Consider the following 23,611-nt stretch of genomic DNA (forward strand, 5'->3'; position numbering starts at 1 on the left):
ACATGACCCTCCCTATCCCCAACCTGTTCCCAACCTTCAGCCTGGGGCCAGACGTCTTCGATTTGAATGGCCACGATCTTTCTAGTCAGCCAGGAAGCGAAGCCTTCGTCCAAGCTAGTCTATCCGCACCGGTAGAGGAATCGAGCATCGTCTCCGGCGCAGCAACCGTGTCGCTGCCGAAAGCATCTGAAGCATCAAACGGGATTGCCTCACTATTTAGCGGTCTCGCAACGCTGCCGCAGCAGATCGCCCAATGGGCCGCTGGATTATGGGTCGCGGCGCCGGATGTCATCAAACAAGACTCCACGCTGTCGGCTGCGTCAGCGGCACCCGTCTCGCGCCCCTCACTGTATGAGCGTAACTGCACTGAGATCCAGAAGTTGCTCAACGAAATCGACGGCGTACTACGCGATCTCGATGCGGAGTTGCAGCGCCAGGATCCTCAGCACCGACCCGTCATGCCCTCTTCTCTGCGGCCGCGGCGCGAACAAACCCATAGCGAATACGCCCGGTCTTGGGGCTATTTTCTGAGAGGCGGCGGCTCCGCTGCGACCTCCGCCATGGGTTGGGGCACCGTGGCCGCGGGCCTCCCATATATCGCGGGTCTGACGGGGAATATTTTTGCGCAGGCAGCAGGGCTGCTCGGTGGCGGCTACCTCGGTCTAAACATCTTGCGCAACATCCCCGATCAAACACGCCAAAATGCCGTCAACCTGGCCGTCCACGATGCCATGCAAAAAGTCGAGCAACGTCAATGCAAACTCCGGCTGCTTATCCAACAAGAATTCATACGCAAAAATGCGATGGATCGCGTAATCGCCGTCGCGGCGGAGCGCCAACAGCGCGTCCAGGCGCTCGAAAACAAACTCGCGGCGCTCACAGCGGCGCTTAACGCTGCCCCGGCCGTGCCGGCAGCGGCGGAGTACATCAATGCCACCGGCCTATGCATAGATTCCTTGAGTATGGGTGATGGCGAAAATCGTCAACAATCCCTGTCCTGGCTCGCCAGCGCCCAGCGGGCATTTCAGGCGTTCTTTTCCTCTGTCAACACCGGCCTCTCGGCTGCCGGCAATGCGATTGGATACCGTCTATCCAGTATGGGCCAAACTATCCATCGCGTCATCGCGATTCCCGGCACATTATTAGACCGCTACACCGCCTACCGGGCGGAGTCCGCCTATCAGAATGGAGAAGGAAAATCCCTGATCCTGGCCTTGACTACGCCCACCGACGGGGCCGGTATCGTCGATGTCAGCTTTCGCAACTCGCAAGAACAGTACCGCCAGGCTTGTGGGTTTTCCCCTCCGCAAGCGGAGATTCGCAACCAGCTTCACATGGGTCAGAACATCGCCCATGCGCTGGCAATCAGCGACGATCCCACGCCAGGGACTGTCGTACTTGCGAGCGCCCAGAGCCCGATGACAGCGACATCCAATCTCATGACGACGCGCGCCCTGGCGTGGTACCTCGATGCCGCGGCGGACCATCCGGCAGAGGCCGCTCGCGATGCTGCCGCGCCGACCGTGCGCCGCTTGCCAGACGACAGTCTGCTGATCGACGATCCGCATAGCCATTTTTATGATTTCCTGATGCAGGCGCCAACTACTTATACCGTCAGTATGGTCGACGCCAAAGAACAGGATGCCTCTTGGGAACCAGGCGTCTTTCGATTGCATGATTACTATGCGGGCTTTCCACGCGGCTGCCGTGGCGTACAGTTCGAACGCACCGTAGACGAGAAAACCGGTGCCTTTGCATTACGTATGAGATTGGTGAAGGACGCCGGCACGTTCGGCATACAGCCAGCAGCCATCCCCTTGCGAGAAGACGGCCATATCGCCAATCGCGTGCATACCCATTACGGCATACACCAGGCGAATCATTCGATACTGGCGACCGACGACTATCAAAAGATGTCGCAAGAGGAATTGACCGCTGCACGTGCATTTGTCATCGCCGAACTCGAACGCCACGCCAAACTCGGCCAAAGCGAGCGGCAACAGCTAGAACACCTGGAGAGCTGGGAACACCCGAACTACAGACGGCTTGTAGCGTGAGCCAAATTCCATTACCTAACGCTGCACGTCAGAATAGATGAAAAGGGGTCCCTCGCAAAGGCTCAGACAGACGCACGCACACAAGGTGAAACAGACTCCTCTTTTCTTACCTGAACGAGCACGTCATAATCACTGTCATCACACAAAACCCAAACAGGCCGCGCCCACAACACCAACAACCATGAGCATCCCGTCCACCGCCAAAGACTTCGAACATGCCTAGCGCCAGCGATCTGGTCTATGCCGAGCTTCGACGCCGCTTGATGTCCGGCGCATTTTTGCCCGGCGAGCGGTTGCGCGAGGAACACATCGCCAGCGAACTCGACGTCAGTCGCACGCCCGTACGCAACGCGATCGAACGGCTGGTCAATGACGGCCTGGTCACCCGCGAGGAACGCCGCGGCGCCGTCGTCCTGGGCTGGCTGGATCGCGACATTACTGAGGCTTTCGAATTGCGCCTGCTACTGGAGCCCTATGCCGCACGCTCGGCGGCCCTTCGCGCCAGTGCCGAGCAGATCGACGAACTCACGAGCATCAACGCCAGCATGCTGCACGCCGTGCAGTCACAGGACGAAGATCACGTCGCGCAAGTACAGCACTACAACAACCGCTTTCATCACGCCTTGCTGGCCGCGGCGCAATCCGCTCGTGTGCGTACTTTGGTCGAGAGCCTGTTGGACATGCCCATCATCATCGGATCGTTCTATTTCTACAGCCGAGACGATATGTTGAGCAGTGTGGAACAGCACAACCAGATCATTGCCGCCATACGTGCGCGCGACCCGGACTATGCGGAAAGCGCCATGCGGCTGCACTTGGCCGCCACCCATCGTTTATTCCGCAACCAACGCAAAACGGCCCCAAAGCCCGGTTAGCGGACCTCGGGGCCGTCGTGACGGACGGCGTGCCTGGCTGCTTATTTCTGAGCAGGCAGCGCGCAGCCCAATTCCTGCAAACGAGCATCGACCCAGGACGTATTCAGCTTGCCCGCTGCGATCTCCGCCAGAGTGACTTCTTCTGCGGCGTGCTTGGCAGAGGCCTTTTGGTAGATTTCGTCGGCTTGATCGAACGGGATGCATAGCAGACCGTCCTCGTCACCCAGAATCAGATCGCCCGGCTCGATCGTCATTCCATCGAGCGCGACCGTGCCGTTGATCACACCCGGGCCATCCTTATACGGACCACGATGCGTCACGCCCGCGGCATACACCGGAAAGGCGCTGCGGCGGATCGCGCCCGAGTCACGAATAGCGCCGTTGATGATGATGCCGGCGATACCACGCGACTCGGCATACGACGTCATGATTTCACCAATAATGGCATTGGTCAGATCGCCGCCGGCATCGACTACGATCACATCGCCGGGCTGGGCCAGACCCAACGCCTTGTGCACCATCAGGTTGTCACCCGGGCGCGTACGCACCGTCAGTGCAGGACCAGCCAGCAACGTACCGTCATGCATGGGCCGCAGGCGTGCGCCACCCGCAGCCATACGCGACATGCAGTCGCTGATATTAGCCACTGGCAATTTGCGAAATTTCTCGACGAGCTCGGCGCTGACGGCGCGCTTGCGGGACAGAATTTCAAAACCGATCATGAAAGCGCTCCAAAAAAGAAGAATATCGTTACTGCTGCGGGATACCGGCTTGCTGCACCACTTTGCCAAAGACATCGTGATCGATGCGATGACGTTTCGCCAGATCTTCAGGCGTGCCTTTCATGACACTATAACCAGCCTGCTCCAGCTTCTTGACCAGCTCAGGTTTGCTTAACGCCTGGTTGACCGCACCGTTCAAGGTGGCGACAACGTCGTCGGGCGTTTGACCGGGCGCCATCAAGCCCCACCAGATCGTTTGATTAATGGTCTTGAACCCACTTTCCACAAAGGTAGGCACATCGGGCAATGCCGGCGAGCGCTCATCAGCGACCACGGCCAACGCACGGACCTTACCGCTGCTGATCTGTGGCAACAGCGATGCGACGGAGCCCGTATATAGCGCGATACGGCCGCTCATCAAATCGGGAAAGGCCTGCGACCAGCCACGATATGGAACATGCATCAGCTCCATATCAGCGGCGCTGCGCCATAGATAGCCGATCAAATCACCGCTGCCCCCGATGCCGGGGATGCCCAGAGACACCTCGCCCGGCTTGGCCTTGGCGGCTTTCACCACGTCATCGAGGGTTTTATAGGGAGAATCGGGCAACACCACAAACACGCTGGGAGACGAGGCGACCAATCCTACCGGCTTGAAATCCTTGAACGTGTCGTAGCTCAACTTTTTATATAGCCATGGATTGAGCACGATGTTGTCGGTCTGCGCCATGACCAGCGTATGACCGTCGGGCTTTGCACGCGCCGTGGCGTCCAACGCCAGATTGCCGCCCGCCCCCGGCTTGTTCTCGACGACGATATTCCAGCCCTGATCCTGGCCGATGGCCGTTGCCATCATACGGGTCAGCGTGTCGGTACCTCCGCCCGGCGGGAACGGTGAAATAAACGTAATGGGCGAACCCGCCATGTCGGCTGCCACCGCGGCGGCCGAGCACGATACCAGCGCAGCGGCTGCCATCATTTTCTTCAGGACTTTCATTGTCTTCCTCTTTCTATCGTAAGCATGGCCACGTCAATAGGGTTTTGGCCTTGCGCATTATTCTCTTCGCATGGCCGCAGCCTTGCGTTCTGTAGCATCTGCTTTGCATGACCCGGCCTTGGCGTGAACATTCAATGCGCCGCGCATGCTACACCAAGGCGCGGCGGTAGCAATCACTTTTCTTCGGCCAACGGCGTCAACCAGGCCAAGCGGGCCTGCACGGTATCGGGCAATTCCAACGGTGCACCACCTTGCGCCGCACGGGCGTCATTGATCCCTTGTGTCGTACGCGCGAATAAACGTTCAACGCCGTCGAGGACCAAAGGCTGCAAGCCCGCGTCGACCAATTGCTCGCGCGCCTCTCGCACTTCTGCCAAGCGGCGCGGCGCGTGCAGCACGTGAGAGCGCACAAAAGAGTCGATGAATGTTGTCAGTGGCGTACGATCAATATCGCCTAGCACGTCGTACAAGGCATTGCGCAAACCAAGTTTCTCCGCAGCGACCAGACACTCGACTGCCAGGCTTTCCATACCCTTGGTCATGATGCTGCGTAACAGCTTCAACTGCACCGCATCACCGGCCTGTCCTTCGATCGCTTGCGCGGGAATATCGCAGGCCTGGGCAAACTCGACGACTGCAGCGGCCCCCGTTCCGGCAGTCAATAGCGGAGTGCGCGCCCCCAGCAGGGCAATCGCGCCCATGATCGCCACGTCTGCAAACGGCACGCCATGTATGGCGGCGACCGCCGCAGCCGCGCGCATGTCGGCGGCACTGGCCGTCGTGAAATCGGCAAACAATGCATCACTGCGCAAGTACGGCAACGCCTGAGCGGCTACTGCCTGAGCGGCGTAGCCAAACACGGCCGACACCACAAGATCGACGTGGGCCAACCAGGGCCCCGGCGTCGCGTGCAGCCTCGCCCCGTAGCTTTGCACCCGAGCCTGCATGTCGGCATCCTGCCGCAATTCGCACACGGCAGCGATCTCGTGCCCCGCCGCTAACCAAGCCTGGGCATAGCAGTGCCCCACCTCACCACAACCAATTAACGCGATCTTCATTTTGCTCCAGGCTGACCCAGTCTAAAAATACATAAAAAAAACAATTCTATATATAACCTTGTTTAATATCGTTTGTTTATAAGGGTAAACCCCTTATTTTATGAACATAAACAGTACAAAACAGTCGGGCCGGCTACCCCAATCCCATACACGGTTGAGCACCGGCAGGCAGCGTTCCATCAGTAAGCGTGCCATTCGACTCAAAAGCCCGGTATTGGAACCGGGAACCCGCCGCACGTTACCTACGTTTGCTGTCATTCCCGAACGATCGAGCTCCTCCCATTCTTCCACCCTCGTCCGAGGCCGCCCATGTCACGCTACGAACATCTACTCAGAAACTACGCCGCCCTGCTGGGCCTGGAGCCCGTGCAGTTGCTGTTGGCAACACAGGAAATCATGGTCGAGGGCATCACCGTCAGCCTTATCCTGGAGGGTGATGAGAATATCGGTGATATCGTGTTTTGCACGAATCTGGGCATCCCGGCCCATAGCGAATCGCTTCATGTCCTCATGCTGCAAGCCAACGCACTATGGGCAGGCACAGGCGGCTGCACCTTGGGCATACAACACGGGACAGGTGCGGTCTTGATCGCGGGCAGAACGCCATTGCCGCTGTGCCACGCCAAAGGCTTTGCAGACATGATCGGCGCCTTTGTAGATATCGCGCTGCGATGGAAATCCGTGATCGGGGGAACAACAGCGGTTGAACCAGCAGCACCGTCTTCGCCCGGCGCAGCGGCCGGGCTTGCCTTTGCATGACGCCATCTACAGACAAACGTCCACACATCGGCGCCTGGCCAGCCCGTTCATCAGTCGGCTGACGGGGCGCAACGGGCGAACTCAATCTGCGATGGCGGTAATTCGTATTGCCTCTTCACGGGTATCCACCACCGTCAGGATTGCCAGAAACCCGCTGATATAAAACACTTCTCGCACACGGGATTGCAGCGCACACAAAACCAATTTTCCATTGACCTGTTTGAGCCGCTTGGCTAACAGCAACACCACGCGTAATCCCGCGCTAGAAATGTAGCTGAGCATCGCCAGGTCCAATACGATCCGATGTTCACCTTTATCAACCTGTGACAACAACTCTGCCTCGATGGCCGACGCATTGCCGCTATTGATCTGCCCCTCGGCAGAGATCACCACTGCGTCTTCGATTCTGTCGATTGCAAGCGTCATTTCATTGCCTCGTAGATGCGCGTTAAATGCATGCCCATCCATCATTCATGGGACGAAAGATACGTCAACATGCCCCCGCAGACCGATACACTGGACCTCGTCCCTGATAGAAACACCGTGAAGTCCGCCACGCAGTGGCTGGAGACCATCTGCCGTCGTGAAAGCTGGCCGTCAGCAGTCGCATTTGCCTTGACCCTCAGCCTGGACGAAGCGCTCACAAACATCGTTTCCTATGCGTTTCAGTCTGCTGATCATATCAATGACAATCATCGCACGGATGACGATTCAACACCACGGGCTGTTTACCTGCGATGCACGTGGACGCGCACCCAGGTCCGTCTTGAGATCATCGACAATGGCAGGCCGTACGATCCCACTCAATCCATCACACCATCGTTGGCCACTTCGCTGGACGAAGCCCATTTAGGCGGACATGGTTTGCGTCTTATGCGCCACTATTTATCAGGCATGTCTTATGTGCGCAGCCATCAAAGAAACTGCCTGATACTGCTCGTAGACCTGACGATCAATCCCGGTAAACGATGAGCCATCAGTTTTGATGTCTCTCTGCATGGAACTAATCGTCGGCTGATGTTACTCAGCGTCATTGCGCAACCGTACTCTGGCATTGCCGCTGATCGCCCGCGCCCGTCGTATGAGCTATCCCATCCATTCCGAGATCCCACTGATCCGATCGACACGTGCACGCGTCGATCTCAATGCCATTGCGCCCTACGTTTCCCGCTTACGCACCTTATTGCAGGCAGCGCCGGCCGACGAAATCGCACGCCATGCCCGCTCGATAGCGGCCACGCTGTTCACCGGCTTGACCGCTAACGTACCGATTCATGTCATTCCAATCGCTACATAGCAAAATCTTCGTCCTCGTGACGACGATACTGGTCACAGTCGCCATTGTGGTCATGCTGACATCGCAACGTAACGTGACCGACACTGTCATGACGAGCGAGCAGCATGCCATCAACAACGTGCTGGACCTCATCCGCCATGATGCAGCGGCGCGTTGGGGCGCCATGCTCAACAACAAAGTGTCCATCGTCCGCAATGGCAGACGCCAGCTCATGCAAACCGGACGAGTCATCGAAGCCACGTTGGAATCCTATGCCAGGCTAGCCGACGACGGCATCGTCACAGAAGCGATGGCCCAGGACCTGGCACGAGAATGGATCAACCAATTGCATTTCCACGGCGATCGCTATGCCTTTGTCTTTGATACTCGATACATCGTGCTGGCCAGCGGCTACCCCGCAATGAGAGGCCGCGACCTCTCGACGATCAACGACTATAAAAATCGTCCGCTGGCACAAGTCGCGCTCGAGGACAGCTACGATTCCGGCTATAGCTTCGGAATCTACCGCAGACCCACCTCCACTCAGCCGGCCGGCCATACTCAGCCAGACCTTCACGCGTTGATCGGCGACGACGACAATTCGCGCTATGCATACTTCGATTACTTTGGTCCGTGGAACTGGGTTTTGGCCGTCAGCGACAGTGCCGCAGACATCATCAATCAGATTGAGGAGTACCGCACGCAAATGGAAAACGCCGTGCGGACAACACTGTTGCCGTTGAAGCTGGCGCGATCGGGTTTTGTGTTTATTGTTGCCGACGATGGGCGCTTCATCGTGCCTCCCCCAGATGCGCATAGCGGCTTTCTCGATAGCCGCTTCGACGATGGCCAGACATTGCGCCAACGCCTGAACGGCCCTGCTCGCGCAAATCTTCACGGCCTGCAAGTGGAAGGCTCGCGGGATCTTTGGACAATTGACAGTACACGCTACGCGCCACTGCGCTGGACGATTGTGGCGGCGGTCCCTGAAAAAGACTTGACCGCGCCAGCCCAAAAGCTGCTGCGTAGCCAGGCTCTGATCTTTGGCGCCATGTTGTTGGCTGCATTGTCGAGCGCATGGTTCTTCGCCGCGCGCATCGTACAACCTCTCAAGCGGCTGACATCATATGTGCGACAGCTTCCCGATCAAGCAGTGCAAGCGGAGAGCAAGGTACCTCGTCACATCGCAGCCCTTCCATACCTGCACCGAGACGAAGTGGGCCGGCTCGCAACGGCCTTTATGGACATGGACCGCAGGCTACGGGAAAACATCCATCACGACAAGAGTAAAGGCATTACGCACGCCTACTGCATACTCAGCAACGCGCCTGCGACACATCGTGATGCGTTCTTCGCCATGCTGTTGCAAGCCCATATGTTCGGCTCGGCAACAGACGGCTGCATGTTTGGCTTCGAGCCGCAGCAGGATCAGGTGATTCTGTTCAAGACCATTTCGCTGTCGGATCTAGATGGCCCGGCGGCGACCGCGCAACTGGAAGCCCTCGTCAATCAGGCCGGCCGCTGGGCTGCCTATTTGCCCCATCTGATCGAAGACTGGGAGCAAAAAGTCGTACAGGCCGCAGTCAACGTCGCTCAGTCTTTACCGGCCCATGCATAAGCTCGTCTCGCTCGCGCGCCTTGATAGCCCATAAGCTTAATCCCGCTCGCCAATACCAGTTCAGCCTATCGTGACGCAGCCGGGGTTTTAACTTCTTTTTGGTTAATGATCATGCACGTCCCTGTCTACCCATCCATCTCGCTCGCGCTGTGCACCACTGCGTTCGGTGCGCTGAACTATTCAGACACCCTGAATGATTTGACCTCGCGCATCACCGGCGGCCGAGTCACGCGCAACATGCTTGCCGAGGCCGTTCTGCACCAAGCGATCGGACTGGGGTTAGGTATCGCCAGCGCCCATAAAGCCGTCGACAAGTATGCGAAGTCGATGGCGGGCATCAGCGGCGCCAAGTTGATTGAATATGCCGATCAGATTCTGCGCAGCGCCAACGATGAGCAGTTTTCTGCCAGTGTCAGAGAGTTGCTGACGCAAACCTTGAAGAAGCAAACTGCTACCGGCCATATTCCTGATACCGCCCACGCGCCCGCTATTGAGCTTGCGGAGGCGCTCCTTAACAACTACATCGGCAAACAGGCCATTTACCAGTTCCTGGGCGCCTATGCACAGAATCACGGCTGGGATGTGCTCAGCGAGAAAATCAAGAATGCCGTTGTCCCAGAGCAATCGGATAGTTACCGTAACCTATTGATCCTGGCGGGCGTTGATGCCGGCACTGATTTCATACGGAGCTTGGTCGACCGGGCGATTTTGCAGAACCCGACATTTCAACAGGGCAAGGAGTTCCATGCGAAACCGGAATTGAAACTCGCAGCTGGGTGCCTGCACGCGTATCTGGTTAACCCTGAGAACTGCATAGAAGCGTTTAACAACTACACGCCTACCAAGCCACTGATCGACGAAACGTTCCTTGGCAACGTCGCCGACTTGACCATGGCATTTGCGGCGCAAGCTCACAGCGACGCGGATAACGTACTGAAGGAGGCCCAAAAAAAGCTTGATGAAGAGAACGCCAGATCTTCCCTACAGACGCGATCGCCCGGCCCTGCCCTGCAGATGCAAGTGCCCGAACCCGTCGCGGCGCAAAACGATGTCGACGAAGAGATAGCTGACTTTTTGTTGGTCGACGCATCAGAAGATGGTGCCGACGAGAACAAAGGTGCGTTAAGCAGCTCAGCGAAAACGGATGTCGATAAGGGCATAGTTTCGCCGAATGACTCATCGAAGGAGGTCGTCGATATCGATGGTTTTGTAAAGATAGATACGAACGCGCAAATAGCGGTGCGGGACGCGAAAAAAGCCTGTGAGCAAGCTGAAAAGGTCAAGGTAATGTGCGACGCAATCGGAGCCTTGCTCGTGGCAGACATGGACACGAGAAATGCTGAGCATATCGAGGGCGCCGTGAAAATCTTGTTAGAGGCCCTGCCGTTCGGCTCTAGGCTCGAGTCGGCTTCTTTTACAAAAAAATTATCCGAGGCGACTGAGCTGCCTGCGCAGAGCCTCATCGGCACCTATGCGGCCATCTATGAGTGGGAAAGTCTGGAAACTCTGCTGACTACTGCCATTGAAAAGAATCTGGAACACATGGAGAAAAAGGCGGTAGAGCGAGCTGCAAAAAAAGCCGAATACGAAGCAAATGCACTGAAAGCCCAGCAGGCGGCACAGGAATATGCCGTGGAATTGGCCCAGGCGAATCCAAACACCGAAAATGCGGCACTGGCAATCTCGGAGCCAAGGCCGGAACAGGAAACTCAACAGGCAGGAACAGCGGCGAAAGATCCCAAGAAACCACCGGTGCAGGACGACCAGAGAACCGAAAACAAGGAACCTTCCCCGGTTCGGCGGGCTATCCCGGCATTGGCGGCCAAGCTTGTCGTCCAGCACCTGCGCCCCTATATCGAAAAAGGTAAGTTCGAGCGTCCGGACAATCCGGAATATAAGACCTTAGCCAATCTGCTTCATGCCAATCAAAACGAGCTTCACGGCGGATTCTCCACTGTGCAGGTCGGTCTCAATAGCGCGACAATCGTAGCGCAATACGTGACACAACGCGGGCCAAGCGGTGTGAAATATGTGGGCAATACTGCTCTGAGCTACGCGAGCAGCGCGGCACAATATGCGGGCAATGCTGCCGTAAGCTACGTAAGCAGCGCGGCGCAGACTGGCGCCGCAGTTGTAAGTGCACGAGCTCGAACAATCGGCGAGCAGATCATGACGACAGGCGGCTTCGCGAATGCATTGACGAGCCCCGCAGTGAAGGTGGTCGCGACCGGAGGCGGCTTTGTGGCAGGACTGTGGAACAGAATCAATCCGTTCGCTGCGGCGCCTGATCAACCGGTCGCAGCTGAACATACTCGCAGTCAGGACGACACACTCTCTACCTCGGTACTCGCAGCCGGAATCTAAGACGTCAGCCTTGCTTCAAATAGAAAGGACTGTGCCATGGCTTCCCGTTACGTAGATGTATTGACTGCATTCGCAGGCGAAATCGGATTGCCATCAACCGAGCAATTTCTGAAAACGAAGGAACTCATCGTCGATGGCATCACCATCAGCCTGTTTTATGAGGGCGACGATCGAGCGGGAGACGTTGTTATGTTTTCTGCGTTGGGCGAAATCTCGGCCGAGCGTACGACCGAGATTCTGCAAGTCGCCATGGAGGCTAACTATCTGTGGGCCGCTACTGGCGGCGCCACGCTGGGGATTAGCAGCAACACCTTGGCCATGTCGCTACGCGTCCCGTTGATTTTACTGGATGCGCATTCGCTAGCCAACGTGGTTGGCGGCTTCACTCAAACCGCCACGTTCTGGCGGCGGTATGTCAACGGCGAGCTCGATCGGGCCGGGCCTTCGACCGGCCTGGAACAACGCTTGGCGTTTTCCCATAAGCCTTGACCGGAAATAGCCATCATGACGACGAGAATGAACACTGATCCTGTGCAAAGCACTATGCGCCCTCTCGATCGAGATGCATCCGATAACATTGCGCGATCTCCGTCGGGCAGCGCCGCGGTCTACAGCGATAGCACAACGCACGGCCGGGTGGGCGCAACAGGCTCACTACATGGACATTCCATTAGTAACTCGGATGGTGAACAAGGCCTCGGTGCTCAAGACAATTTGTCAAACCGCCAAGCGGGCTTCGCTTCCCGCTTGGCCTCGTTCGGTTGGTCTGTCATCAAGCTGCCGGCCTCGTTGTTCAACACGGTGACGTCGAGTCTGATCGCTGCCGGGAACGCCAGTGTCAGCACGCTGCTGAGCGTGCTGCCTGAAAAGCGCACCGAGGATCCCGATGAAACTAAGGCAAATGCAGCGCGTTTAGCAAAAGCAGCAAAACCACGCGGAGCCCCCAGAGCGACCCCAGGGGTGTCTCAGCGAGTCCGCGATAGCTACAAGGAACTGGTCGCGCTTGCTAGCAGATCAGGGCTTGGGCTACCCGAGCCTCTTGCTAACGCGGAAAGCAGCCTAGGGCCCACGCAATTCTCTGACCTCGTCGACGTAGTCAAAAAAATTCGCGCAGAGGCAGAAAAGAAAGAGGCGGCGTTGCGAAATTTACCTGCCAATCCCCAGTTAAGTACGTACAGCTCGCTGCGAAATAAAGCCGCTGAGTTCATCAAAGAGTATGAAAAATAGCCCGATTGCATGAGCGGCATGAACGTTGCCTGCAAACCGTGACAGTGAGGATTTTCCATGAAGACCTCGTCTATCCATGATGTCTGTTTCTCCAATGAGCCCGGGCGACGTCATCAAAAGCCGAGCAGCATTGAGATAGACAGAGGTCGCGCGCTCAAGCCACGCAAGGCGCCTATAAAGAAATCTCCAGCGCCACAGCGCATGCAGGAAGAGTTCCGTGAACTCATTATGCGCGCGCAGCGCAGCGGCATTAACCTACCCAGAGGCGCTCTGGCAGCCCAACAACGCCCAGAGTCCACATCCCTGTCGGCGCTGGCTGGCTTCGCGAAAAACATAGAAAAAGAAGCGGACAAAATCAGGAATTTGTCTGGTTTGCCGTGGCCTGCCGAGGCAGAACTCACTGCGCTGGCCATACACGCTGGCATCTTTGCCAGGAATACATATAGGTAGAGCCGCGCTTCTTCGGGAGTCCACCGTACGCCCGAGAGTTTGGGTCAGTACGGTGATTGGCCGGTGAGCGCCGCCTTGAGCGGGTAAGGGGCTGAATCGTCCAGACACGCTGCGAAGCGTCGTCGAGCGTTACGCGCAAACAACACGGCGCGTTGGGCATACCGCGGACACAAACGCAATCTAAGCCGTTGATTCTATGGCGCGCCCGACAGGAATCGAACCTGTATCAAGAGCTTCGGAAACTCTCATTCTATCCATTGAACTACGGGCGCAAAGAGGCGGTATTGTACCTAAGTTTTTGCTTCTTGCGGCGATGCGACATGGGGAATGTCCTGCCGTCCCTGTTTTTGCTTCACATGCGTTATATAATCGGGCGTTTGCATGCGGGGTGGGTCTTGCTTTGCGACCACTCCTTGCGTAGTAGTTGATTCGTCGTCTGTTGCCGCCATTAGGCGCCCCGGTACCCGATTTGCAGGATATAGGTTATGAGCAACGAGCAGGAACACAACGAAGAACACGCCTCGCCCATCAAGACCCCCAAACAGCTGATCGTCACGGTCGTGCTGGCTTTTGTCCTCCCCATCCTCATCATTATTTTGCTCGTGAATATGGTCACGTCGGGCACTAAGGTAGGTGCGGGCTCTGACACATTAACCACAGACTCCATTAATAAGCGCATTGCCCCGGTATCAGGTTTCGAGCTGGTCGACGCCAATGCGCCCAAGGTTTTCAAAACCGGAGAGCAGGTCTTTCAAGCTGTCTGTACGGCCTGTCACACCGCGGGTGTGGCTGGCGCACCAAAACTCGGAGATAAAGCGGCCTGGGCGCCGTTTATCCAGAGCGGCTACGACAGCATGCTGAACGTCGCCTTGCATGGCAAAGGCGCCATGCCCGCAAAAGGCGGCAACCCCGCGTTAAGCGATTACGAAGTGGCCCGCGCCGTGGTGTACATGGCGAACCAATCCGGCGCCTCGCTTGAAGAACCGGCGGCCCCTGAGCAAGCGGGCACATCGGCAGCAGGCTCGCAGCCAGCCGCTGCGTCCGCGGCTGCAGCTCCGGCGGCTCCTGCCGCAGCAGCGCCGAGCCCGGCCCCTGCTGCCAGCAATGCTTCTGCCCCGCCCCCTGCGCCCGCCGCTGCTGCCGCGCCAGCCCCTCAGCAAGCGCAGGCCGCCGTCAATCCGGCAGGGGAAAAACTCTATAAAAGCACCTGTTTCGCCTGCCATGGCGCTGGGATCGCCGGTGCACCCAAGTTCGGCGACAAAGCGGCCTGGGAGCCTTATATCAAGACAGGCGTCGACGCGATGGTAAAGGTCGCCATGCAGGGCAAGGGCGCCATGCCTCCAAAGGGCGGAGCGGCAAACGCCTCGGAAGACGATATCCGGGCCGCCGTCGAATATATGGTCAATGCTGCTAAGTAAAACAGTAAATAAGCAGCATTGAGGGCTGACACTCCCCGGTATCACTATCACGCCATTGAGAGTCAGCCGGTTCGCGACGAGGCAACGAGGCGCCTGATAGAGACGCCTCGTTTCACAGCGAGTTACGCGGTTGCTTCGGTCAGTAACGACAACCCTAATTGCACGCGGCGTTGCAGCCACAGGCTGGGACGGTAACGCATGTCGCCCGTGACGCGCTGCAGATTACGCAGAATTTCGAGTATGCGCTCGCCGCCCAAGGCATCGCCCATGGCGAGCGGGCCCGCCGGATAGCCCAGACCCAACGTCACGGCACGATCGATATCGGCCGGTGTCGCAATGCCTTGTTGGGCAATCTCGGCAGCCACGTTCACAATAGCGGCCACGATGCGTTGCGCGACGAAACCCGGGGAGTCTTGAATGACACTGACGGGTGCGCCATCACTGGCCAGCAAGGCATGCGCAGCGTCACGCCAATTCGCCTGGGTGGCAGGCGACAGCATCAGCGTACGGCGTTTGCCGCTTTCCAAGGGATGCAGTGTGTCCAGGCCTACGGTGCGGGCCGCGTCCAATTGCTGTTGGTAAACGCTGGTGGAGACGTCTTCACCGAACGGCGTCACGATGATCAAGGCCTGAGCGGGTGGCTCGGCAGACTCGACGATATTGGCATTCAGGCTTTGCAGCAAGGCGCGAGCGCGTGCGTGCCCCTCGGCATGCTCGGCGCTGATCCAGACTTGCAGGCTTGCCTGGGCCGCTGGCACGGGTGGCTCGGCCGGGACCTGTTTTTGACCATCTGGATAGGCGTAAAAACCTTCGCCGGCTTTGCGGCCGATGAGGCCGCCTGCCAGACGCACGGCGGTAATGGGCGACGGCCGGAAGCGCGGCTCATCAAAGAACTGGCGATAGATGGACTCCATCACCGGATGCGAGACGTCCAGGGCAGTCAGATCCATCAGCTCGAAAGGCCCCATCCGGAAACCTGCCTGTTCGCGCATGATGGCGTCGATCTGTGCAAAGGGTGCGACGTTTTCCTGTGCGACGCGCAAACCCTCGATGTTCATCCCACGGCCCGCGTGGTTGACGATAAAGCCGGGCATGTCCTTGGCACGCACAGGCGTATGGCCCATGCGACGCGCCAAAGCGGCCAGGGCATCGCCTGCTGCCGGATCGCTGCGCAAGCCGTCGATGACTTCGACGACCTTCATCAATGCGACGGGGTTGAAGAAATGAAAACCCGCTACGCGTTCGGGATGCTTGCACGCCGCGGCAATCGCGGTGATCGACAACGACGAAGTGTTGGACGCAAGGATGCAGTCAGCGCTGACGATGGCTTCGAGTTGAGAGAACAGATCACGCTTGATATCCAAGCGCTCGACGATCGCCTCGATGACAAGTTGCGTGTCTGCCAGATCTTGCAAGCTGGCCGCGGGCACGATGCGTGCCAATGCCGCTTCGGCTTGCTCGGGACTGAGCTTGCCTTTTTGCACGAGCTTGTCCCACAACTGACGCAGGGATTCGCGCGCGGCGGCCACAGCATCTGCGCTCGTGTCGTACAAGCGAACTAGCACGCCTGCCTGCGCAGCGATTTGCGCAATGCCTCGGCCCATGGCGCCAGCGCCAACCACGGCGATGGTTTGAATATCGGTTGTCATCGTGTCTACTCCTATGTTTTTAGTGCCTGGATTTCTGCTTTGGACAGGCCCAGCCGCTCTGAGAGCACTTGCTCAGTGTGCTCGCCCAGCAAGGGCGCAGGACGGCGATATTGCACAGGGCTATCCGAGAATTTCAAGGGACTGGCGGCAATGGGAGCCACGCCAGCCGTAGGATGGGGCAGCTCGCGCCGCATTTGGCGAGCTTGCACCTGAGGATCCTCGTACACCTGATCCAGCGTGTTGATGGGGCCGGCAGGAACGCCGGCGGACTCCAGCTCAGTCAGCCAATGGTCGCGTTTGCCTGTTGCCATACGCGCGCTGAGCAACGGCACCAGGGCTTCGCGATTTTTCACGCGCTGCGGATTGGTGGCAAAGCGCGGATCCTCGGCCAACTCGGGGGTGCCAATGACACGGCAATAGTTGCGGAACTGGCTATCGTTGCCCACGGCCACGATCAAATGGCCATCGGCCGCAGCGAAGACCTGATAAGGCACCAGGTTCTGGTGCGCATTGCCGGCACGCTGCGGGGCCTTGCCCGAGGTCATGAAGTTCAGGTTTTGATTAGCCATCATGGCGACTTGGCAATCCAGAAGTGCCATGTCGATGTGCTGGCCCAAGCCACTGCGGCTACGCTCATGCAAGGCGGCCAGAATGCCGACGGTCGAATACATGCCGGTCATCAAATCGGCAACGGCAACACCGGCTTTCTGCGGACCGCCGCCAGGCAGATCATCGCGCTCGCCGGTGATACTCATCAAACCGCCCATGCCCTGAATCATGAAGTCATAACCCGGGCGGCTGGCGTAGGGGCCGGTCTGGCCAAAGCCGGTAATCGAGCAGTAGATCAGCGCGGGATTCTCGGACTTCAGGCTCTCGTAGTCCAGGCCATATTTACGCAGGCCGCCGACCTTGAAGTTTTCGACCAGGATGTCGCTCTGGCGAGCCAGTTGACGCACTAATTCGGCGCCGCGCGGCGATGCGATATCCAGCGCCACCGAATACTTGTTCCGATTGGCGCTCAGGTAATAGGCGGCTTCGGTGGTGTCCGCACCGTCGGCGTCTTTCAAGTAGGGCGGACCCCAGGCGCGGGTATCGTCACCCGAGCCCGGACGTTCGATTTTGATGACTTCGGCGCCCAGATCGGCGAGATTCTGAGTGCACCAGGGGCCGGCCAAGACGCGAGTCAGATCCAGAACGCGAATGCCGGTCAGGGGAGCGGGTCGTTGTGACATGTGAGCGATAGGTAAATGCAGTAGCTGCGTGATCAAGCGGTCAGAGGGTAAAGCCTTTGGATATTAGCCCCTGCCGCGGTCCAGGCGTATTCTGTTTTCCGCACGTTCTTGTGCGTATTTCGCACATGAGGCGCATTCCAGTACGGATGCACGCGGCGCGGTCAGATGCGTAGCGTATCTGATGCTGCAATAGACACACTGCGCGCTGTCGCATGCATCGTCCCGCCGCGCTCCGCGCATCACGCCATAGCATTACGAATAAGCCTTGATCGTTTCGCGTGCAATGACCAGCTGCTGGATTTGCGACGTTCCTTCAAAGATACGGAACAGACGCACGTCACGATAGAAACGCTCGACGGCGTATTCGGAGATATAACCCGCGCCGCCGTGGATCTGTACCGCGCGGTCAGCGACACGGCCAACCATTTCGGTGACATAGAGCTTGCAGCATGCGGCCTCCAGCGTGGTGTTCTCGCCCCGGTCGCGCTTGCGTGCGGCATCCAGGACCATGCAGCGTGCAGCGTACAGCTCGGCCTGACTGTCGGCAATCATGGCCTGAATGAGTTGGAACTCGGAAATGGGCTGACCGAACTGCTTGCGCTGCGTGGCATATTGGACGGCATCGCGGATCAAACGCTCGGCGATACCGACGCACAGCGCGGAGATATGCAGGCGGCCTTTATCGAGCACACGCATCGCGGTGCGGAAACCATTGCCCTCTTCGCCCCCCAACAAGGCCGAGGCAGGAACACGGCAATTATCGAAGATCACATCGCAGGTCAACGCGCCTGCTTGGCCCATTTTCTTGTCTGGCTTGCCCAAGGTCACGCCCGGGGTGCCGGCATCGACCAGAAAGCACGAGATAGATGAGGCCTTGCGTTCTGGTGCGGTGCGAGCCATCACGGAAAATAAGCCGGCGATAGGGGCATTGGTAATGAAGCGCTTGGTGCCATTCAAAACGTAATGATCGCCATCGCGCACGGCAGTTGTGCGCAACGATATCGCGTCAGAACCTGCATCGGGCTCGGTCAGCGCAAAAGAGCCGATCAATTCGCCGCTAGCCAGCTTGGGCAAGTAATGGCTGCGCTGCTCGTCGGTACCGGCCAGCACGATGGATTGTGAGCCGATACCGATATTGGTGCCGGCCAGGGAGCGAAAAGCGGGCGAGGTCTGGCCGAGCTCGAATACAACGCGGACTTCTTCTTCCATGGTCAGACCCAGGCCGCCGTATTCGGGAGCGATGGACAAGCCAAACAGACCCAGATCGCGCATCTCGGCGACGATGTCGTCGGGAATCTCGCCACTATGCGCCAACGCGTCTTCGGCGGGAACGAGCCGATCGGTCACGAAGCGGCGGACCGCGTCCAGCAACAAGTTCAGGGTTTCAGTATCGAGAGCCATGATGGGGTCTGTGAATGCAAAGAGAATAAGGAAGAAAAAGTCGTCTGCTGAGCGCGAGGCTGGCGGTTGTTACGCATTCATCCCCCCACTCAACAAATCGAAATAGCCGGCGACGATCGCCTCCGCAGTCTGCGCACCGCCGGGCTGATACCAGCGCGCCATCCAATTCAGCATGGAGAGCACCGCACGGCCGGTAGCAGCGACGTCTAAAGAACGGAATTCGCCACGGGCTATGCCATCGGAGATGATCTGGCGCAGCAGCCGTTCGTACCCATCGCGCAGGCGAGCAGCATCCTCGCGCTCAGTGATGGCCATCCCGGAATAACCAATCAGCATGGTGACGAACTGGGCGTGGTGATTTTCAAAATAGCGGGCGTGAGCCACCATGAATTGGCGTAAACGCTCAGGCGCTGCCGTGACCTGGGAGACGGCTTGCGACACGGAGGCAGTCAGGCCCGCAAGTACATCCAGAATGATGGCGTCGTAGATGTCTTGTTTGGTGGTGTAGTAGTGGTAAATGGCAGCCTTGGACACGCCGATAGCGGCGGCCAGATCGGCAATCGAGCTGCTCTCGTAGCCGCAACGGGCGAATAGCCGGGCGGCCTCTTCCAGGATGCGCTCCCGAGGAGCGGCTATCGTGGGCGGCCGGCCCGCACGGGGTCGTTTTGCGGCAAGCGGGCTAGTGGACATGACGACCTGAATTTGACACAGGTGGCTACACCGATAAACCTGCATTGACAGGCCTGCGGCGCATGCCGTTAAATGAAAGATAATTAATTACCGGACAGCCGGTAGGTAATTATAAGCAGGTGTCCTCCCTTCTTTCAACCACTACGTTTCATCCACCATGAACGCACGCGACCAAGCCCAGCCCAGTTCTCTGGTCAATCAGCTCTATGCGCAGATGACGTTGCCGGTCATCTGCTCGCCCATGTTTATTGTGTCGAATCCCAAATTGGTGGTGGCGCAGTGTACGAGCGGCGTGATGGGATCCTTTCCTGCACTGAATGCCCGCCCCCAGACCCTGCTGGACGACTGGCTGTCCGAAGTGCAGGCGGCCCTGGCCGATTACCGACAGGCCCATCCGTCGGCGGCGGTTGCGCCGTTTGCGGTGAATCAGATCATTCACCAGTCCAATGACAGGCTGGAACATGATCTGCAGAGCTGCGGTAAGCATCGCGTGCCATTTATCATCACCAGCCTGCGGGCGCCCGGGGATCTGGTCGCCGGGATTCACGCGTGGGGAGGAAAAGTTTTCCATGACGTGACGACGCTGCGCCATGCCGAGAAAGCGCTGGAGGCCGGGGTCGATGGCCTGATTCTGGTATGCGCGGGCGCAGGCGGCCATGCGGGCACGCTCAGTCCGTTTGCCCTCTTGTCCGAAGTGCGGCGTATTTATGACGGCCCGGTTATTTTGTCAGGCGCGATCACCTCGGGCGCGGGGATATTGGGCGCATTGGCGATGGGGGCCGACTTTGCCTATATGGGAACGCGATTTATCGCGAGCGCAGAAGCCAACGCCTCGGAGGCGTATAAACAGGCCATCGTGGACGCTAGTGCATCGGATATTTTGTATACGCCGTTCTTTACCGGCATACCCGGCAACTACCTGAAGGCCAGCATCGCGGCAGCGGGATTGGATCCGGCCAACCTGCCCGCCCCCGATGCCGGCGCGTCCAATTTTGGATCGACGCGGGTCAAACCTTGGAAAGATATTTGGGGCGCAGGGCAAGGAGTAGGCGGCATAGACAGCGTGCGTCCAGCAGCCGAGATCGTAGCCACGCTGCGACAGGAATACCAGCAAAGCCAGCGCCGTTTGGCGGGCAAAGCCTTGGCCGAGTAACGGAGGATCGACACCATGCAAGATAGTCTGATCGTCCAACGCGACGGCGCTGTGCTGCAACTGACAATCAATCGGCCGGCGCGCCGGAATGCGTTGGATATCGCGACTTACCATGCGTTGGCGGAGCAATTGCGTCACGCCTCCGAGGATTCGAGCCTGTCCGCCATCATCTTGTCAGGAGCGGGCGAACATTTCACCGCCGGCAATGATTTGCATGATTTTCAGGCCGGCCGCCCCGAAGGCGACAGTGCCGGGATGACCTTTCTGCGTGCCCTGATCGCCACGGATGTGCCAGTCATCGCGGCGGTGGAAGGTTATGCCATCGGCATCGGCGTGACGCTGCTGCAGCATTGCGATTTTGTCTATGTTGCCCGCAATGCCACCCTGCGGATTCCTTTCGTCGCGCTCGGTTTGTGCCCCGAAGGCGCTTCCAGTCTGTTGCTGCCGCGTCTGGCCGGAGCACGCAAGGCCGCGCAATGGCTGCTTCAGGGCAAGGCATTCAGCGCCGACGAGGCGCAGGATGCCGGGCTGGCGACCACGGTCACCGAACCGGGCGAGACATTGGCAATGGCAAAACAAGTCGCGGCGGCGCTGGCGGCGCAACCGCGCGAAGCGCTGCGCCTGACCAAGAGCATGCTCAAGCGTGCCGATCGCGCAGCCATTACGGAAACGCTGGAATTTGAAGCGACGCAGTTTCGGGCACGCCTGAAGACCCAAGAAGCGCAAGACGCTTTCGCGCGCTTTTTGAATAAACGCTGATGAAGTCAGGCCGGCGCGCCCTTGTTCCGTCCCCGCCTGCGCCGCTCAGAACGGCGCGTCCGGGCTGAAATTCGGGGGACGGCGCTCGCGCAAGGACTGTATGCCCTCGCGCACGTCTGGCCCGGCAAAACCCATGAATTCCAATGCCAGCGAGGCGTCGAAACTGGGCCCCGCCATGCGCAACCAGTTGTTCAGCGCATATTTGGTCCAACGGATAGCGGTTTGAGAGCCGTTGGCCAATTTGCCTGCGACTTCGAAAGCCTTTGCAATAAGCTCTGCTTCGTCCACACAGAGCGAGACAAGGCCGATGCGTTCGGCCTCCTCGCCGCTGACGGTTTCGCACAATAATAAGTAATACTTGGACTTGGCCATGCCGCAGAGCAGCGGCCAGACTATGGCAGCATGATCGCCGGCGGCCACCCCGAGCCGGGTGTGCCCGTCAATGATGCGGGCGTCACGAGCGGCGATGGAAATATCGGCCAACAGCCCTGCCACCAAGCCCGCGCCTACGGCCGCGCCGTGCATGGCGGATACGATAGGCTTGTTGCAGTTGATCACGTTGTAGACCAGATCGCGTGCCTCGCGCCAGACGCGGGACCGCACCTGAAAATCGTCGGCCATCTGCTCGACCAACTCCAAATCCCCACCGCCGGAAAAGCCCTTGCCTTCGCCGCGAAGCACCACGACCCGGGTGTCCGGGTCTGTATCCACATCGCGCCAGATATCGGCCAACTCTCTATGCAGATGCTCATCGGCCGTGGACAGCTTTCCCGGCACGCCGCCTCGGGCACCCATGATGATTTCCAGAACTCCCTGCGGATGGCGGCGCAGTTTCAGGGATTGGTAACGCGCGTAATGTGCAAGCGATGTATCGGACATGATCTCCTCCGTGCGATGTGAATGCTTTCCGGGCACTATAGTGGATAGTCGCCCGCCGCTGCTTTCGGGCAGCAAGCGGGAGTTCAACCGAGCGAATGCCGCCTGACTATGCCCGATCACCAGACCGATATCTCTCCACGTGCGCCCGTTCTGCCGGCGACCGAGGGCGAGCCTACCCAGATCCGTCCCGAGGATTTGCCCTCCTTGTTTGCGGCGCGCCCTGCCGACGCTCACAAAGGCACATTTGGCACCGTGGCGATCATCGGGGGCGGCCCGGGGATGGTGGGAGCAGCGTTACTGGCCGGACGTTCGGCGCTGAAAACCGGAGCGGGCAAGGTACTGATCGGGTTTGCTCAAGCAGATTGCCCGATCCCATGCGACTTGCTTCAGCCGGAGTTGATGCTGCGCGATGCAGCCTCGCTTTTCCAGGCCGCTCTTCCGGTGGACGCCTGGGTAGCGGGCTGCGGCCTTGGAACAGGTACGCAGGCGTTGAACACCCTTAACAGGTTATTCGCGCTGCGCAGCAATACGCCCTTGGTGTTGGATGCCGACGGGCTCAATCTCCTAGCCGGAGGGTTATTACCTCCGTGGGGACCCGGTACGGTGATCCTGACTCCCCACCCCGCGGAGGCGGCCCGGCTGTTGAATTGCACCAGCCGGGAAATTCAGGCCAATCGTCAACATGCGGCTCGCGCCTTGGCGCAGCGGCATCAAGCCTGGGTCGTCCTGAAAGGGGCCGGCACGCTCGTTTGCCGGCCGGACGGCCGATGCTGGGTCAATCGCAGTGGTAATCCGGGTTTAGCAACGGCAGGAACAGGGGACGTCCTGGCGGGCATGATGGGGAGCCTGATTGCGCAGGGCATCATGCTGGATCAAGCAATTCCGGGCGCGGTCTGGCTGCATGGGGCCGCGGCCGACGCACTGGTTTCTGGCGGGCTGGGCCCCATAGGACTGACAGCGGGAGAACTGGCGGACGCCGCGCGGCAGTTGCGAAACCACCACGGTTAGAGGGAGTTACAACTTATCC

23 protein-coding genes and 1 tRNA gene are annotated in these 23,611 nt (G+C 58.7%); 14 read left to right on the forward strand and 10 right to left on the reverse strand.

Annotation, left to right across the window (positions count from 1 at the left end):
• Positions 1–2 precede the first annotated feature (2 nt).
• Both CAL20_RS24290 and CAL20_RS24295 read left to right on the forward strand, forming a co-directional pair.
• Positions 3–2,057, forward strand: a complete 2,055-nt coding sequence (locus CAL20_RS24290; RefSeq protein WP_141217722.1) for a hypothetical protein — start codon at positions 3–5, stop codon at positions 2,055–2,057.
• Positions 2,058–2,272: 215 nt separating this feature from the next.
• The gene (locus CAL20_RS24295) at positions 2,273–2,932 is read left to right on the forward strand and encodes a GntR family transcriptional regulator (protein ID WP_094823658.1); all 660 of its coding nucleotides are present in this window, start codon (positions 2,273–2,275) and stop codon (positions 2,930–2,932) included.
• Between the two features lie 41 nt (positions 2,933–2,973).
• Here CAL20_RS24295 and CAL20_RS24300 read toward each other — a convergent pair whose 3' ends face one another.
• The 3 genes from CAL20_RS24300 to CAL20_RS24310 all read right to left on the reverse strand — a co-directional run bounded on the left by CAL20_RS24300 (position 2,974) and on the right by CAL20_RS24310 (position 5,709).
• Positions 2,974–3,654 (reverse strand): RraA family protein, encoded by a 681-nt coding sequence (locus CAL20_RS24300; protein WP_094839258.1) that lies wholly within the window; start codon positions 3,652–3,654, stop codon positions 2,974–2,976.
• A 28-nt stretch (positions 3,655–3,682) separates the two neighbouring features.
• Positions 3,683–4,651 (reverse strand): Bug family tripartite tricarboxylate transporter substrate binding protein, encoded by a 969-nt coding sequence (locus CAL20_RS24305; RefSeq protein WP_094839259.1) that lies wholly within the window; start codon positions 4,649–4,651, stop codon positions 3,683–3,685.
• Positions 4,652–4,824: 173 nt separating this feature from the next.
• Entirely contained in the window at positions 4,825–5,709 is an 885-nt protein-coding gene (locus CAL20_RS24310; RefSeq protein ID WP_094839260.1) for an NAD(P)-dependent oxidoreductase, read from the reverse strand.
• Positions 5,710–6,018: 309 nt separating this feature from the next.
• On the opposite strand from CAL20_RS24310, the gene CAL20_RS24315 reads away from it, so the two are divergent.
• Positions 6,019–6,468, forward strand: a complete 450-nt coding sequence (locus tag CAL20_RS24315) for a type III secretion system chaperone (protein ID WP_094839261.1) — start codon at positions 6,019–6,021, stop codon at positions 6,466–6,468.
• An 81-nt stretch (positions 6,469–6,549) separates the two neighbouring features.
• Here the strand turns inward: CAL20_RS24315 and CAL20_RS24320 are convergent, their stop codons facing one another.
• Positions 6,550–6,894: an STAS domain-containing protein gene (locus CAL20_RS24320; protein ID WP_094839262.1), complete on the reverse strand. Its 345-nt coding sequence runs from the start codon at positions 6,892–6,894 to the stop codon at positions 6,550–6,552.
• A 69-nt stretch (positions 6,895–6,963) separates the two neighbouring features.
• On the opposite strand from CAL20_RS24320, the gene CAL20_RS24325 reads away from it, so the two are divergent.
• From CAL20_RS24325 to CAL20_RS24355, 7 genes are all read left to right on the forward strand, one after another.
• Entirely contained in the window at positions 6,964–7,440 is a 477-nt protein-coding gene (locus tag CAL20_RS24325; RefSeq protein ID WP_094823664.1) for an ATP-binding protein, read from the forward strand.
• A 61-nt stretch (positions 7,441–7,501) separates the two neighbouring features.
• A complete protein-coding gene (locus CAL20_RS24330; RefSeq protein ID WP_094823665.1) occupies positions 7,502–7,765 on the forward strand; it encodes a hypothetical protein in 264 nt (87 codons plus the stop codon).
• Entirely contained in the window at positions 7,743–9,362 is a 1,620-nt protein-coding gene (locus tag CAL20_RS24335) for a cache domain-containing protein (RefSeq protein WP_094823666.1), read from the forward strand. Before CAL20_RS24330 ends, CAL20_RS24335 begins: the two co-directional genes overlap by 23 nt.
• Positions 9,363–9,473: 111 nt before the next feature.
• A complete protein-coding gene (locus CAL20_RS24340; protein WP_143277100.1) occupies positions 9,474–11,726 on the forward strand; it encodes a hypothetical protein in 2,253 nt (750 codons plus the stop codon).
• 36 nt (positions 11,727–11,762) lie between these two features.
• Complete coding sequence (locus CAL20_RS24345; protein WP_094839264.1) at positions 11,763–12,215, forward strand: CesT family type III secretion system chaperone; 453 nt, start codon at positions 11,763–11,765, stop codon at positions 12,213–12,215.
• A gap of 15 nt (positions 12,216–12,230) precedes the next feature.
• Positions 12,231–12,953, forward strand: coding sequence for a hypothetical protein (locus CAL20_RS24350; RefSeq protein WP_179266732.1), 723 nt, complete (start codon positions 12,231–12,233; stop codon positions 12,951–12,953).
• Between the two features lie 57 nt (positions 12,954–13,010).
• Positions 13,011–13,403, forward strand: coding sequence for a hypothetical protein (locus CAL20_RS24355; RefSeq protein WP_094839266.1), 393 nt, complete (start codon positions 13,011–13,013; stop codon positions 13,401–13,403).
• Between the two features lie 197 nt (positions 13,404–13,600).
• Here CAL20_RS24355 and CAL20_RS24360 read toward each other — a convergent pair.
• Positions 13,601–13,675, reverse strand: a tRNA-Arg gene (locus tag CAL20_RS24360).
• A 213-nt stretch (positions 13,676–13,888) separates the two neighbouring features.
• Here CAL20_RS24360 and CAL20_RS24365 point away from each other — a divergent pair.
• A complete protein-coding gene (locus CAL20_RS24365; RefSeq protein ID WP_094823671.1) occupies positions 13,889–14,821 on the forward strand; it encodes a c-type cytochrome in 933 nt (310 codons plus the stop codon).
• A 122-nt stretch (positions 14,822–14,943) separates the two neighbouring features.
• Here CAL20_RS24365 and CAL20_RS24370 read toward each other — a convergent pair whose 3' ends face one another.
• The 4 genes from CAL20_RS24370 to CAL20_RS24385 all read right to left on the reverse strand — a co-directional run bounded on the left by CAL20_RS24370 (position 14,944) and on the right by CAL20_RS24385 (position 19,793).
• A complete protein-coding gene (locus tag CAL20_RS24370; protein WP_094823672.1) occupies positions 14,944–16,470 on the reverse strand; it encodes a 3-hydroxyacyl-CoA dehydrogenase in 1,527 nt (508 codons plus the stop codon).
• 11 nt (positions 16,471–16,481) lie between these two features.
• Entirely contained in the window at positions 16,482–17,702 is a 1,221-nt protein-coding gene (locus CAL20_RS24375; RefSeq protein ID WP_094823673.1) for a CaiB/BaiF CoA transferase family protein, read from the reverse strand.
• A gap of 252 nt (positions 17,703–17,954) precedes the next feature.
• Positions 17,955–19,103 (reverse strand): acyl-CoA dehydrogenase family protein, encoded by a 1,149-nt coding sequence (locus tag CAL20_RS24380; protein ID WP_094823674.1) that lies wholly within the window; start codon positions 19,101–19,103, stop codon positions 17,955–17,957.
• A gap of 69 nt (positions 19,104–19,172) precedes the next feature.
• On the reverse strand, positions 19,173–19,793 hold the full coding sequence (locus CAL20_RS24385; protein ID WP_094823675.1) for a TetR/AcrR family transcriptional regulator: 621 nt from the start codon (positions 19,791–19,793) through the stop codon (positions 19,173–19,175).
• Between the two features lie 157 nt (positions 19,794–19,950).
• On the opposite strand from CAL20_RS24385, the gene CAL20_RS24390 reads away from it, so the two are divergent.
• Both CAL20_RS24390 and CAL20_RS24395 read left to right on the forward strand, forming a co-directional pair.
• Positions 19,951–20,946 (forward strand): NAD(P)H-dependent flavin oxidoreductase, encoded by a 996-nt coding sequence (locus tag CAL20_RS24390; protein ID WP_094839267.1) that lies wholly within the window; start codon positions 19,951–19,953, stop codon positions 20,944–20,946.
• A 15-nt stretch (positions 20,947–20,961) separates the two neighbouring features.
• Positions 20,962–21,705, forward strand: coding sequence for an enoyl-CoA hydratase-related protein (locus CAL20_RS24395; RefSeq protein WP_094823677.1), 744 nt, complete (start codon positions 20,962–20,964; stop codon positions 21,703–21,705).
• A 45-nt stretch (positions 21,706–21,750) separates the two neighbouring features.
• On the opposite strand, the gene CAL20_RS24400 is transcribed toward CAL20_RS24395, so the two are convergent.
• Positions 21,751–22,584 carry an enoyl-CoA hydratase/isomerase family protein gene (locus CAL20_RS24400; RefSeq protein WP_094823678.1) on the reverse strand — a complete coding sequence of 278 codons (834 nt, stop codon included), beginning with the start codon at positions 22,582–22,584 and terminating at the stop codon, positions 21,751–21,753.
• Positions 22,585–22,692: 108 nt separating this feature from the next.
• On the opposite strand from CAL20_RS24400, the gene CAL20_RS24405 reads away from it, so the two are divergent.
• The gene (locus CAL20_RS24405; protein WP_094823679.1) at positions 22,693–23,592 is read left to right on the forward strand and encodes an NAD(P)H-hydrate dehydratase; all 900 of its coding nucleotides are present in this window, start codon (positions 22,693–22,695) and stop codon (positions 23,590–23,592) included.
• Positions 23,593–23,611: the final 19 nt, after the last annotated feature.

Origin of the sequence: Bordetella genomosp. 4 (genome assembly GCF_002261185.1) — a bacterium.
In the GTDB taxonomy this organism is placed as follows: Bacteria; Pseudomonadota; Gammaproteobacteria; order Burkholderiales; family Burkholderiaceae_B; genus Bordetella_A.

Coding starts and splice junctions, on each gene's coding strand:
- CAL20_RS24350 (WP_179266732.1), top strand. CDS start 12,231: ATGACGACGAGAATGAACACTGATCCTGTGCAAAGCACTATGCGCCCT.
- CAL20_RS24300 (WP_094839258.1), bottom strand. CDS start 3,654: ATGATCGGTTTTGAAATTCTGTCCCGCAAGCGCGCCGTCAGCGCCGAG.
- CAL20_RS24385 (WP_094823675.1), bottom strand. CDS start 19,793: ATGTCCACTAGCCCGCTTGCCGCAAAACGACCCCGTGCGGGCCGGCCG.
- CAL20_RS24315 (WP_094839261.1), top strand. CDS start 6,019: ATGTCACGCTACGAACATCTACTCAGAAACTACGCCGCCCTGCTGGGC.
- CAL20_RS24355 (WP_094839266.1), top strand. CDS start 13,011: ATGAAGACCTCGTCTATCCATGATGTCTGTTTCTCCAATGAGCCCGGG.
- CAL20_RS24335 (WP_094823666.1), top strand. CDS start 7,743: ATGTCATTCCAATCGCTACATAGCAAAATCTTCGTCCTCGTGACGACG.
- CAL20_RS24365 (WP_094823671.1), top strand. CDS start 13,889: ATGAGCAACGAGCAGGAACACAACGAAGAACACGCCTCGCCCATCAAG.
- CAL20_RS24380 (WP_094823674.1), bottom strand. CDS start 19,103: ATGGCTCTCGATACTGAAACCCTGAACTTGTTGCTGGACGCGGTCCGC.
- CAL20_RS24375 (WP_094823673.1), bottom strand. CDS start 17,702: ATGTCACAACGACCCGCTCCCCTGACCGGCATTCGCGTTCTGGATCTG.
- CAL20_RS24400 (WP_094823678.1), bottom strand. CDS start 22,584: ATGTCCGATACATCGCTTGCACATTACGCGCGTTACCAATCCCTGAAA.
- CAL20_RS24370 (WP_094823672.1), bottom strand. CDS start 16,470: ATGACAACCGATATTCAAACCATCGCCGTGGTTGGCGCTGGCGCCATG.
- CAL20_RS24305 (WP_094839259.1), bottom strand. CDS start 4,651: ATGAAAGTCCTGAAGAAAATGATGGCAGCCGCTGCGCTGGTATCGTGC.
- CAL20_RS24320 (WP_094839262.1), bottom strand. CDS start 6,894: ATGACGCTTGCAATCGACAGAATCGAAGACGCAGTGGTGATCTCTGCC.
- CAL20_RS24390 (WP_094839267.1), top strand. CDS start 19,951: ATGAACGCACGCGACCAAGCCCAGCCCAGTTCTCTGGTCAATCAGCTC.
- CAL20_RS24405 (WP_094823679.1), top strand. CDS start 22,693: ATGCCCGATCACCAGACCGATATCTCTCCACGTGCGCCCGTTCTGCCG.
- CAL20_RS24325 (WP_094823664.1), top strand. CDS start 6,964: ATGCCCCCGCAGACCGATACACTGGACCTCGTCCCTGATAGAAACACC.
- CAL20_RS24295 (WP_094823658.1), top strand. CDS start 2,273: ATGCCTAGCGCCAGCGATCTGGTCTATGCCGAGCTTCGACGCCGCTTG.
- CAL20_RS24310 (WP_094839260.1), bottom strand. CDS start 5,709: ATGAAGATCGCGTTAATTGGTTGTGGTGAGGTGGGGCACTGCTATGCC.
- CAL20_RS24345 (WP_094839264.1), top strand. CDS start 11,763: ATGGCTTCCCGTTACGTAGATGTATTGACTGCATTCGCAGGCGAAATC.
- CAL20_RS24395 (WP_094823677.1), top strand. CDS start 20,962: ATGCAAGATAGTCTGATCGTCCAACGCGACGGCGCTGTGCTGCAACTG.
- CAL20_RS24290 (WP_141217722.1), top strand. CDS start 3: ATGACCCTCCCTATCCCCAACCTGTTCCCAACCTTCAGCCTGGGGCCA.
- CAL20_RS24340 (WP_143277100.1), top strand. CDS start 9,474: ATGCACGTCCCTGTCTACCCATCCATCTCGCTCGCGCTGTGCACCACT.